This is a genomic window from Clostridium muellerianum, from assembly GCF_012926525.1.
In the GTDB taxonomy this organism is placed as follows: Bacteria; Bacillota; Clostridia; order Clostridiales; family Clostridiaceae; genus Clostridium_AM; species Clostridium_AM muellerianum.
Window position 1 is genome coordinate 133462 of sequence record NZ_JABBNI010000010.1, and the last position, 12230, is coordinate 145691.

Genomic DNA, 12230 nt, shown 5'->3' on the forward strand with positions numbered 1-12230 from the left:
AAAAGCATTAAGATGAATGGAGGAATAGGTTGTGAAAAATGTAAAAAAATTAGTAAGTGCAGTTCTAATATCTGCTTTTGCTTTTTCAACAGTTGGTTGTAATATGATAGCTAAAACACCAGAAGCTATACAAAAAAGTGTTGTTGCAACAGTAAATGGAGAAAAAATCACTAGAGGTGAATTAGATAGTAATCCTAATTTAATGGGAGTTGTGGCTCAGATTAAACAACAATATGGTGCTGACTACGAAAAAAATGATGATGCAAAGAGTGTATTAAAAGAACAAAAGGCACAAGTACTTGATACTATGATAGAAGAAAAGATTATTGAGCAAAAAGCTAAAGAATTAAAGGTGCTTCCAGATGATTCAAAATTAAAAACTGAAGTTGATACACAGCTTAATAATATGAAGAAGCAAAGTTTTGGAGGAGATGAAGCTAAATTTCAAGCAGCTTTAAAACAACAAAATATTACTGAAAAAGCTTTAAAAGATATGTATTATACTCAAATGAGAAATCAAGCGATAAGTAAAAATGTTAGTGACAATGTAACAAAAGATGTTAAAGTTGATGATAAAAGCATTCAAGAATATTATAAGGCTAACCCATATAAATATACAGAAAAGGCTAACAGAATACATACAGCTCACATATTAGTAAAAACTGAGGACGAAGCTAAAAAAGTAAAAGCTAGATTAGATAAGGGTGAAGATTTTGGTAAGGTTGCAAAGGAAGTTTCAACAGATACAGCTACAAAGGATAAAGGTGGAGATTTAGGATATGTAAATTATGTGGATTCAGGATTTGATGCTGCATTTATGGCAGGTGCTATAGCATTGAAAAAAGGAGCTATATCAGCTCCAGTTAAGAGTCAATTTGGATACCATATAATAAAATGTATAGATAAAGAAGAATATCCTGTTAAAAAGCTTGATGCAGTAAAGGCTCAAATAAAAACACAGCTTGAAACTGAACAAAAACAAAAGAAATACCAAGATAAAGTTAATGAATGGAAAAAGAGCGCTAAAACAACTAAAAATGAAAAAAATCTTATATAATAAAAAACCACAGTATTTTTTAAATGCTGTGGTTTTTTTATGAGTAAAATCTAATTTAAATAACAATTGTGTATAAAATTTCATATTTAGAAAAATAATATTAATACAAGTTATATTTAAATTAGATTTTAGGAGGTAACAAGCAATGAAAGCAACAGGTATTGTTAGACGTATAGACGATTTAGGTAGAGTAGTTATACCAAAGGAAATAAGAAGAACTCTTAGAATAAGAGAAGGAGATCCTTTAGAAATTTTTACAGATAGAGAAGGAGGAGTTATACTTAAGAAATACTCCCCTATTGGAGAATTAAGTGATTTCTCTAAGGGTTATACAGAATCATTGCAGCAGGCTATAGGAAATATAGTCATTATATGTGATAAGGATAGCATAATATCTATAAGTGGCGCAACAAAGAAGGAATATTTGGAAAAGAAAATAAGCGATGAGCTTGAAAAAATAATAGAAGATAGAAAAAGTGTAAATTTTGCAAGTGATAAAGAAAAACCAGTACCTTTATATGATGATGAGGAAGTTGAAGGAAAGTACTCAGCACAAGTAATTTCGCCAATAATAGCAGAAGGTGATGCAATTGGTGCCGTAATTATAGTATCAAAAGATGAAGGAAAAAAATTCGCAGACGTTGAAACTAAATTGGCTGAGACTGCATCATCTTTTATAGGAAAGCAAATGGAACAATAAATAATGGCAGCTTATGCTGCCATTATTTATTTGTTTTTTGCTTCATAGATGATTATTGACACAAATATAAAAAATATTCATTTAATTAGAGTAATAATACCCTTAAAATTTAAATAATTATAAACATGTAAAGTATTATTATTTAGAAAAATTTGCTGTTAAAAAGAACAATCGGGGGTATTTTTATGAAAAAACAATCACTTATTAAAGGAACATTTGTCTTGGGAGTTGCAGGGATTGTGGCTAAGTTTCTAGGGCTGTTCTTCAGATGGCCATTACAAATGCTTATAGGGGATGAAGGAGTAGGATATTATCAAATGTCTTTTCCATTATATATGTTTTTTATTGCTGCAGCATCAGGTATACCAGTGGCAGTATCCAAAATGGTATCAGAAAGAAATGCTGTAAATGATCATGAAGGGGTAATGCAAGTTTTAAAAAAGGCAATGATGCTTATGTTTATTTTAGGTGCTGGTTTTACAGGAATATTGCTTATTTTTTCAAGACCAATTATAGCATTTTTAAAGTGGGATGAAAAATCATATTATTCATTGGTAGCTATTGCGTTTGCACCTATATTTATATCAGTAATGAGTGCGTTTAGAGGATTTTTTCAAGGATTGCAGAATATGAATTATACTGCAATTTCGCAGATAATAGAACAGGTGGGAAGGGTTATAGTTGGTGTTGGACTTGCTTATGTGCTTTTACCAAGAGGCATAGAATATTCAGCTGGAGGTGCAGCACTTGGTGCAGCTGCAGGAGGATTATTTGGTGGAGGATATTTATTAATAAAATATATAAAAGTAAGAAAAGAATTTAAGGTTAATGTAGTACGAGATAATATAGATATTATGAATAAGTTATTATACATAGCTATACCAGTTTCTTTGGGAGCGGCAGTTAGTAGTATAATGAGTCTTATAGATTCTGCAGTAGTTCCTCAGAAATTGTTACAAGCAGGATTTAGTTATAAGCAAGCAACTATATTATATGGACAACTTACAGGAAAAGCATTTATTATGATTAATGTTCCATTAACCCTTTCGGCAGCATTATGTGCATCTTTAATGCCTATAATTGCAGAGGCACATGTGTTAAATAGGAGGCATGAAGTTGTAAGTAAGGTAGATTTAGCGATTAAGCTTTCTATGGTTATGGCATTACCATCTTTTTTAGGATTGTACAATTTAGCTTATCCTATTTTAGATTTAATATTTCCTGGACAATCTGCAGGTTTTAAGATACTACAGTATTCGGCTATATCCATTCCATTTATAATTCTTGCCCAAACTTCAACAGCTATCCTTCAAGGAGTAGGCCAATATGTTATGCCTATAGTTAATTTAGCTATTGGATGTGTGATAAAAACAGTAATCACTATGCAAATGGTTTCTATACCTGGTATTAATATCTATGGAGCTGTACTTGGAAGCATATGTGGATATGTAATAGCTTCTGGACTAAATATGGTATTACTTAAAAGAAAACTACGAGTCAATATAAGGTGGTTTGATACCATGATAAAACCTGCATTTGCTTCTATTATAATGATAATAATTGTTGTAATTATTTATATGAATGTCTATAATTATAGCATGAGCAGTAGAATAGCGTGTCTAATAGCTATATTTTCAGCTATTATTATATATAGCATACTTATATTTGTATTTAAAGTATTTAAATATGACTATATTAAAAATAGATTCTTTAGAAGATAGAGGTGGGATAGTGTAAATGATAAAAATAGTTGGTCTAGGACCTGGGGCTAAAGAGGCCATTACTATAGGGACTTTAGATGTGTTAAAAAATTCTGATAAAATTTATTTAAGAACAGAAAAACACCCTACAGTAGAATTTTTAAAGAAAAATAGTATAAAATTTGAAACTTATGATCATAAATATGAACAAGGGCAAAACTTTGAACAGGTATATAAGTCTATAGCGGATGATTTAATTAGTAAAGAACAGGAATACGGAGATATTGTATATGCTGTACCAGGTCATCCATTAGTAGCCGAAAAATCTGTGAACTTATTAATAGAACTTTGTAAGGAAAAAGGGATAGAAACAGAAATTTTTACTGCTGTAAGTTTTATAGATGTTCTTATGGAAAGTTTAAAAATTGATCCTATAGAAGGAATGAAGGTAATAGATGCTTTTGATATTAAAGCTCAAGTTTTAGATAAAAGAGTAGGAACTATAATAACTCAAGTATATGATAAATTTATAGTTTCTGAAGTTAAGTTGGCATTAATGCAGTACTATCCTGATGATACTGAGGTGTATTTTGTAAGAGCAGCAGGAATTAAAAATTTAGAGAGTATTAGAAAGATGCCATTATATGAGATAGATAGGCAAGAAGATATAGATTATTTAACTTCGCTATACATTCCTAAGAATTTAGAGATAAAAAAGGATTTTAATGATTTACTAGATATAATGAGCATATTAAGATCAGAGAATGGATGCCCTTGGGATCAAGAACAAAGCCATGAAAGTATAAAAAGGTGTCTTATAGAAGAGTGCTATGAAGTATTAGAGGCTATAGATGAAAAGGATGATGATAAACTTGTTGAAGAGTTAGGAGACGTATTACTTCAAATAGTTTTTCACTCACAAATAGGTAAAGAAGAAGGATTTTTTAATATAAATGATGTTGTAGAAGGTATTTGCAAAAAAATGATTGATAGACATCCACACGTATTTGGTGATGTGGAAGTAAATACATCTGAGGGAGTTTTAGTAAATTGGGATAAAATAAAGAAAAAGGAGCAAGGGTTTGATAGTTATACAGAAGAGTTAAAACATGTTCCTAAAAATTTACCAGCATTGATGAGAGCTGAAAAAGTTCAAAAAAAGGCAGCTAAGGTTGGATTTGATTGGGATAAGGTAGAAGATGCAATGGATAAAGTTTTAGAAGAATATTACGAAGTAAAGAATGTATATAAAGGTAAAGAAAGGGTAAAAATAGTAGAAGAAATAGGAGATTTAATATTTGCTTCTGTAAATATTGCTAGATTCCTTGACATTGACCCCGAATTTGCATTAAATTATACTATAGAGAAATTTATCAAGCGTTTTGCATATATAGAAGAAAAAGCAAAGTTAAAAAATGTCGATATGATAAATTTGACATTAGATCAAATGAACGAACTTTGGGAACAATCAAAAGTAAACAATTAAAGTTTTTTATGCAAAAACGACAAAAAAAGAGGATTTTTCAAATCAATGAAGAATATGCTAATATGCAACTAAAGCATACTCAATATTAAGGAGGTAAAAAAGGTGAATAAGTCAGAATTAATTGCAAGTATAGCAGAAAAGTCAAAGCTAACAAAGAAGGATGTAGAAGTAGTATTAAAGGGGTTCATAGAAAGTGTTGAAGAAACACTTGAAAATGGTGACAAAGTTCAGCTTGTTGGATTTGGAACATTTGAAACAAGAAAAAGAGCTGCAAGAATAGGAAGAAATCCAAGAACTAAAGAAGAAATAACAATACCAGAATCAACAGTTCCAGTATTTAAAGCTGGTAAAGAATTTAAAGATAAAGTAAACAAGTAGCATTAAAAAAACCTGGGTGTAAATCTGGGTTTTTTGTTTTAAAAAGGAGAATAAAAATGAGATTAGACAAATATCTTAAGGTTTCAAGAATAATAAAAAGAAGAACAATAGCAAAAGAAGTTTGTGAGGGTGGAAGAGTAAGCATAAATGATAAAGTAGCAAAACCTAGCACAGAAGTTAAAGAAGGAGATGTTATAGAGATACAGTATGCTAACAAGTCTCTTAAAGCTAAAATCGTAAATATTGCAGAGCATGTTACAAAAGTAAATGCACAGGAAATGTATGAAATTATATCAGGAGAAGAGGACAAAGAATAAACAGGAGACATATAAAATACCATTTTACTTAGTAATATCCCCTTAAGTATATGCATATATTTAAATATAAGTGGAGGGGATGTTATGGAGAAAAAGGAAGTAAAGGTGCTAGAAGATAAGAAAAGTATAATGCATATTGAAAATAGAAAAAAACTTTTGTTAAGTGGAGTTGTAGAAGTTATAAGCTTTAATGAAGAACAAATAGTATTAAATACTAATCTAGGTACACTTAATATTAAAGGACAAAGTCTTAAAATGAATAAATTGGACGTTCAAAATGGGGATGTTGTTATAATTGGAATGATAAATTCATGCATATATACAAATAATCAAGTTAAAAAGCAAAAAGAAAGATTAATATCAAGATTGTTTAAGTAGGGAAAGATGATTTTATCAATAACAGAACAGTTAAGATGTATTATATTTAGTTTTATTGCAGGAATTATAATAGGAATATTATTTGATTTATATAGAATAATAAGAGGATTTAATAATGTCAATAAAATATTAACTTTTGTAGAAGATATTTTATTTTGGATTTTTGCCGCTATGGTGGTATTTATATTTTTGCTTTTTATAGATTGTTTGTATGTAGGTGTATATGTGTATGCATGGATAAGTTTAGGTACATACTTATATATGAGAATATTTAGTAATATGTTTATAAGTTTTCAATATAAGTTAATCAAGAATATTAGAAAAGCATTTAGAGTGTTAAAAAATATAATATTTTACCCTTTTGTATTAATAATTTATACTATTAGAACAAAAAATAAAAGAAATTATAAAAAATAACTTGAAGAAAGTTCAAAATCAAATTAGAATATAAGTATAATGTTTTTTTGAAATACATTTCTAAAGTGGAAATGGTGATAATTATGAAAAAAAAGTTTAAATTTAAAAATGTAGTCTTATTGTTTATAATTTTTTATGCATGTTGTATTTTTATAAATCAGCAAATAACTATGCATAAAATAAAAGATCAAATATCACAAAAAAATTTAGAAGAGCAAAAGGTTAAAGATAAAAATAAGAAATTACAGGATGAGGTTAAGATGTCTAAGTCAGATATGTATATAGAAAAGCTGGCAAGAGAAAGATTAGGTCTTATTAAACCAGGCGAAATCCCTGTAATAAACACAAAGAACTAAAAGTTTAGTTTCAAATTTAAAATTTACTATATAACATTATTTTTATTAAGGAGGAGTCTTTTTAATATGACCTTAAAGGCAGGAAGCATACTAGAGGGTACAGTAGTTAACATTACTAGTTTTGGAGCTTTTGTAGAAATCGATGGGAAAACCGGCTTAGTTCACATATCTGAGGTATCAGATACTTATGTGAAAAATATAAGGGATTACTTAAAGGAAAAAGACAAAGTAAAAGTTAAAGTAATTTCAGTTGATGAAAATGGGAAGATAAGTTTATCCATTAAGCAGGCTATACCAGAGAAAAAAAGTGTAAAACCGGTAGAAATTGATTGGAACAAAGAAAAAACTAGAAATGCACAAGGAGGTTTTGAAGATAGGCTATCTAAGTTTTTAAAGGATAGTGAAGAAAGATTTCAAGATCTAAAGAAACATCAAGATTCAAAAGGTAGAGGATATAGAAAACCATCCAATTAATAATTTATTTTGAATATAAAGAGGCTAGAAATTAGCCTCTTTTATGTTAAATAATTTAAAAATAAAAAAATATATAAAACAGTTGACAACAATAAATATATCGTATATAATAAGTTATGTTGTCAGGTTATAAGGCAGTCAAATGACTGATAAAAATGCTGGAGTGGCGGAACTGGCAGACGCACAGGACTTAAAATCCTGCGGGCTTTAAAACCCGTACCGGTTCGATTCCGGTCTTCAGCACCAAAACATCGCGGGGTGGAGCAGTTGGTAGCTCGTCGGGCTCATAACCCGAAGGTCGTAGGTTCAAGTCCTACCTCCGCAACCAAATTAAATAATAAGGCGGAATAGCTCAGCTGGCTAGAGCATTCGGTTCATACCCGAAGTGTCGTAGGTTCAAGTCCTATTTCCGCTACCATATAAATTTTTAAATGCTGGAGTGGCGGAACTGGCAGACGCACAGGACTTAAAATCCTGCGGGCTTTAAAACCCGTACCGGTTCGATTCCGGTCTTCAGCACCAAACATCGCGGGGTGGAGCAGTTGGTAGCTCGTCGGGCTCATAACCCGAAGGTCGTAGGTTCAAGTCCTACCTCCGCAACCAAATTAAATAATAAGGCGGAATAGCTCAGCTGGCTAGAGCATTCGGTTCATACCCGAAGTGTCGTAGGTTCAAGTCCTATTTCCGCTACCAGAACCTGTGGTTTATACCACAGGCTTTTTAGTTTTTTGAAAAACTTATTATAAGGCATCTGAAAGAAAATTCAACTTATTTCTTCAAAATTTATCTATAACTGTCTAAAGAAAATTTTTTTAAAAAAACTTAGGATTAAATGTCCTAAAAAAAATAAATGGGCATATCAGTTTATGACATTTATTTCCAGCGCACTTTGCTATAATAAAAGCAGTAATTTATAAGGTGGGTGGTATAAATGCAGTACGGAGTTGAACTTTTTCCGTATAAAAGAGTTAAAGATTCAAAGGATGAATTAAAAAAGAGAAGGTTTAAAAGTTTGCCCTTGGTAGTTAAATTTATTAGTTATTTTATAGCAGCATTTTTAACAAGCAGGGTAATTATGATAAATCTTATGGCTCCATTTGGTATAGCTTTCCTCATTGCAGTTATTACTTGCGAAGAAGATAAGGTTATATTAGTATCAGGGATTGGAACCGTTCTAGGGTATGTTTCCCTTTATAACAATATAAAGAGTTTGCCTGTATATATTATAACTACAGCAACTCTTATAGCTATTAGTTACATATTAAGAAGGATAGATCAAAGAAAGAAATTAATATTGATGTTCTTTACTTTGTTTGTAGAGTTTGCTTTCTATAAGTTATTAATACTTAAAATAACAGCAGGTATGTCATTTATGATTTCATTTTTTGAAGTGAGTGCTATATTCCCATTATATTTTATTATTAATTATTCGATAATATGCTTTAAACAATATAAAACAAGACATTTATATAGCAGTGAAGAAATAATAAGTATGTCAGTTACTGTATCTTTAGTGGTAGCAGGTACCTGGGGTACTAGTATAAGAGAAATATCTATAAGAAATGTTATTGCTTTAGCATTTATTCTTATAGTAGGATATACAAAAGGAAGCTCAGCAGGAGCAGCGTCAGGAGTGGCTATGGGAACTATAATAGGCGTAACATCTAGTAATATGATAGCTTTTGTAGGAGTATACGGGGTGTGTGGTTTAATATCTGGCATATTTAGAGAAACGGGCAAATGGATGAGCGGTTTGGCGTATCTTGTAGCCTTTGCCGTGTTAAAAATGTATTCTGATATAGGAGTTCAATTTAAATTAATAGAGGTAATTATAAGTTCTATATTTTTTTTCATGATACCTGGAAAAATTTTCAAAAAAATTGAATTAGAATTGGATTGGCAGAAAAAGCAGGAGTACTTTAAAGAAAATTATGCAGAAAAGATTAAAGCATTGTTAGTGAATAAATTAGAAAATTTTTCAGAAGTATTGTTTGGTATGTCAGAAATTTTAGAAAAGCTAGTGTACAATGATAAATTATTAATGAAAAATAAAAGTACAGCATTAATAGAGAATCTTGCAGATCGTGTATGTAGTACATGTTCTATGCAGTCAATGTGCTGGAAGAGGGAAAATTTTTATACCTATAACGCTTTTAGCGAATTAATACAAAGTTATCAGGATAATAAGAAGCAAATTCCATATGAAATAGAAAGAAAGTGTATAAAAAGATCTGCTGTTATAAAAAACACTGAAGAAATTGTTAATAATTATATAATTAATGAAATGTGGAAGAATAGATTAAGTGAGTGTAGAGAATTGTTATCAGGTCAAATAGAAAGTGTAGGAGATTCAGTGTCAGAAATTGTGCATGAATTTAATTACAATATAAAGTTTAATACTGAAACTGAAAATACTATAAGAAGAGTTTTAAACAAAAACAATATACATTATAGAGATATATTTTGTTATACTAATAAAAACAATAGGTTATTAGCAAAATTGTCTATGAATGCTTGTGGAGGAAAACAAATTTGTATAAAAAATATATTGCCATTAATAAATGAAGTGACAGGAAAATGTATGTGTGTTAGCGATGATGGGTGCAACTTAAATACTGAATTGAAAGTTTGCAGTGTTACTTTTGAGGAAACTCCTAAGTACCATGTAGCAGCTTATTCTAGTAAGTGCTGTAAAGATGGAGAGAAATATAGTGGAGATAGTTGTAGTTTTCAAAAATTATCTGATGGAACTTATTTAACTGTTATAAGTGATGGAATGGGTTTTGGTCCACAAGCTGGGAAGGAAAGTAATGCTGCTGTTGAGCTCATAGAAAGGTTTTCCAAGGCAGGATTTAATAAGATAACGGCTATAAATGCAATAAATTCTATAATGACCATGAAATTTTCAGAGGAAGAAAAGTTTTCAACTTTAGATTTGAATAGCATAGATTTGTACAAGGGAGAAGTTGACTTTATGAAAGTTGGAGCTGTAGCTAGCTTTATAAAAAGAGGAGAAGATGTTGATGTTGTTAAGTCTAAAACTTTACCAATTGGTGTACTAGATAAACCTGATATAGATATAACTAGAAAAAAAGTTGAAAATGGAGATGTCATTATTATGTTAAGTGATGGAGTGCTGGATTATGAAAGTCAAGAGGCGGGTAAATACGAGTGGATATTAGACTTTTTAAAGGAGAATAAAGCTAATGATCCTAAACAGTTGTGCGAAGAAATTATAAATAATGCAAAAAAATTAAGCAAAGGAAAGATAAAAGATGATATGACAGTAATTGTAGAAAAGGTATATAGTCTATATTAAATAAATTAAATTTTTGATGGCTTAAGTTTAGAATAATATATTTTAAACTTAAGCCATTGAAAATTTAAATTGATTATTTGATTTAAAGATAAAAGTTAAGTATTATATTATCTATAAAAACAAAATTTGGGGGGAAGTGATAAATTTGATAAATACAGTTTTAAAAACTATAAATAAGTATAGAATGTTTAATGAAGGTGATAAAGTAATAGTTGCAGTATCTGGTGGACCAGATTCTATATGTTTACTGCATATATTATATTCCTTAAGAAATCAGCTTAATATACAATTGTGTGCAGCTCATGTAAATCATTGTTTGAGGGGAGATGAGGCTGATAAAGATGAGGAGTATGTAAGGAAATTTTGTGAAGATTTAAATATAGAATTTAGAAGTAGGTCAGTAGATATAAATAAAATGATGGAAAAAGAAAATATTTCATGTGAAAGTGCAGGAAGAAAGGCCAGGTACGATTTTTTTAATAACGTAAAAAAGGAATTAAATGCACAAAAAATAGCTATAGCTCATAATGCTAATGATCAAGCAGAAACGATACTAATGAGAATTATGAGGGGAACAGGATTAGAAGGTTTGATGGGAATAAAGGCAGTTAGAGATGATGTGTTTGTAAGACCTTTAATAAATACAACAAGACAGGAAATTGAGGAATACTGTGATATACAAAATATTAAACCTAGGATAGATAAAACCAATTTAGAAACTATATATTCTAGAAATAGGGTAAGATTACAGTTAATACCATATATTCAAGAAAATTTTAACAAAGATATCGTGAAGGTTCTTAATAGATTGTCTGATACCATAAAAATAGATAATGAGTATTTAGAAATAGTTGCTAAAGAAAAGTTTAAAAGATATTGTGATATACAGACAGAAAAGGTTATAATATCAAAGGAGGCATTTTTAGAAAATGAAGCCATAATTACTAGAATAATAAGAAAAGCCCTATACACAATAACTGGAACATTAAATAACTTTGAGAAAGTTCACATTTATGACATAATTGATGTTCAATCCAAATCAACAGGAAAAGATATTGATCTTGCAAATAATATTATAGTATCTAATAAATATGGTGATATACACATATTGAAGAAATCACAAAAAAGTAAGGTTGAGGAGAATAAATCATATTTTATACATAAAGGAGTTAATGACATAAAAGAATACAGATTACGAGTAATAACTAGAATTGTTGATTCTAAAGAAAATGTAGATTTTAAAAGTAGCAGATTAACTAAGTACTTTGACTATGATAAAGTTGGCAATGAAATAATTATAAGACATAGAAGAGAAGGAGATAAATTTGTACCTTTAGGTATGAAAGGAAATAAGAAATTAAAAGATTTCTTTATGGATGAAAAGATAACTAAAGATCAAAGACAACATATTCCTATTATATGTTTTGACAATGAAATTGGATGGGTTGTAGGATATAGAGTAAGCGAACTTTTTAAAGTTAATGAAAATACAAAAAATATATTAGAGATAAAAGTTGAAAGGATAGTGTAAAGTTTGCTATGAAAAAATAACGCTCAAAAAATATGCTTGTAAGAGCTCATGAGGTTGCTTATTTTTTCAAAGATAAGATTAGGTTGCTATAATCGCCACCCTTGACTGCATGACAAA

At 29.7% G+C, this 12230-nt stretch carries 12 protein-coding genes and 6 tRNA genes; all 18 read left to right on the top strand.

Annotation, left to right across the window (positions count from 1 at the left end):
• Positions 1–31: 31 nt before the first annotated feature.
• Positions 32–1057 (top strand): peptidylprolyl isomerase, encoded by a 1026-nt coding sequence (locus HBE96_RS05545; protein ID WP_169296765.1) that lies wholly within the window; start codon positions 32–34, stop codon positions 1055–1057.
• A gap of 145 nt (positions 1058–1202) precedes the next feature.
• A complete protein-coding gene (gene spoVT / locus HBE96_RS05550; protein WP_169296766.1) occupies positions 1203–1757 on the top strand; it encodes a stage V sporulation protein T in 555 nt (184 codons plus the stop codon).
• A 185-nt stretch (positions 1758–1942) separates the two neighbouring features.
• Positions 1943–3478, top strand: a complete 1536-nt coding sequence (locus HBE96_RS05555; RefSeq protein WP_169296767.1) for a putative polysaccharide biosynthesis protein — start codon at positions 1943–1945, stop codon at positions 3476–3478.
• Between the two features lie 16 nt (positions 3479–3494).
• Positions 3495–4943 (top strand): bifunctional methyltransferase/pyrophosphohydrolase YabN, encoded by a 1449-nt coding sequence (yabN, locus tag HBE96_RS05560; RefSeq protein WP_169296768.1) that lies wholly within the window; start codon positions 3495–3497, stop codon positions 4941–4943.
• Positions 4944–5027: 84 nt separating this feature from the next.
• Positions 5028–5321: an HU family DNA-binding protein gene (locus tag HBE96_RS05565; RefSeq protein WP_169296779.1), complete on the top strand. Its 294-nt coding sequence runs from the start codon at positions 5028–5030 to the stop codon at positions 5319–5321.
• A 56-nt stretch (positions 5322–5377) separates the two neighbouring features.
• Entirely contained in the window at positions 5378–5638 is a 261-nt protein-coding gene (locus HBE96_RS05570) for an RNA-binding S4 domain-containing protein (protein ID WP_169296769.1), read from the top strand.
• 84 nt (positions 5639–5722) lie between these two features.
• Entirely contained in the window at positions 5723–6016 is a 294-nt protein-coding gene (gene yabP, locus HBE96_RS05575; RefSeq protein WP_169296770.1) for a sporulation protein YabP, read from the top strand.
• Positions 6017–6022: 6 nt separating this feature from the next.
• A complete protein-coding gene (gene yabQ / locus HBE96_RS05580; RefSeq protein WP_169296771.1) occupies positions 6023–6433 on the top strand; it encodes a spore cortex biosynthesis protein YabQ in 411 nt (136 codons plus the stop codon).
• Positions 6434–6516: 83 nt separating this feature from the next.
• A complete protein-coding gene (locus HBE96_RS05585) occupies positions 6517–6789 on the top strand; it encodes an FtsB family cell division protein (RefSeq protein ID WP_169296772.1) in 273 nt (90 codons plus the stop codon).
• Positions 6790–6855: 66 nt separating this feature from the next.
• On the top strand, positions 6856–7263 hold the full coding sequence (locus tag HBE96_RS05590) for a S1 domain-containing RNA-binding protein (protein WP_169296773.1): 408 nt from the start codon (positions 6856–6858) through the stop codon (positions 7261–7263).
• 157 nt (positions 7264–7420) lie between these two features.
• Positions 7421–7509: transfer RNA gene (locus HBE96_RS05595), tRNA-Leu, on the top strand.
• Between the two features lie 6 nt (positions 7510–7515).
• A tRNA-Met gene (locus HBE96_RS05600) sits at positions 7516–7591 on the top strand.
• Positions 7592–7604: 13 nt separating this feature from the next.
• A tRNA-Met gene (locus HBE96_RS05605) sits at positions 7605–7681 on the top strand.
• 15 nt (positions 7682–7696) lie between these two features.
• Positions 7697–7785: transfer RNA gene (locus HBE96_RS05610), tRNA-Leu, on the top strand.
• A 5-nt stretch (positions 7786–7790) separates the two neighbouring features.
• A tRNA-Met gene (locus HBE96_RS05615) sits at positions 7791–7866 on the top strand.
• Positions 7867–7879: 13 nt separating this feature from the next.
• Positions 7880–7956: transfer RNA gene (locus tag HBE96_RS05620), tRNA-Met, on the top strand.
• A gap of 238 nt (positions 7957–8194) precedes the next feature.
• On the top strand, positions 8195–10582 hold the full coding sequence (spoIIE, locus tag HBE96_RS05625) for a stage II sporulation protein E (RefSeq protein ID WP_169296774.1): 2388 nt from the start codon (positions 8195–8197) through the stop codon (positions 10580–10582).
• A gap of 145 nt (positions 10583–10727) precedes the next feature.
• Complete coding sequence (tilS, locus tag HBE96_RS05630; RefSeq protein WP_169296775.1) at positions 10728–12113, top strand: tRNA lysidine(34) synthetase TilS; 1386 nt, start codon at positions 10728–10730, stop codon at positions 12111–12113.
• Positions 12114–12230 lie beyond the last annotated feature (117 nt).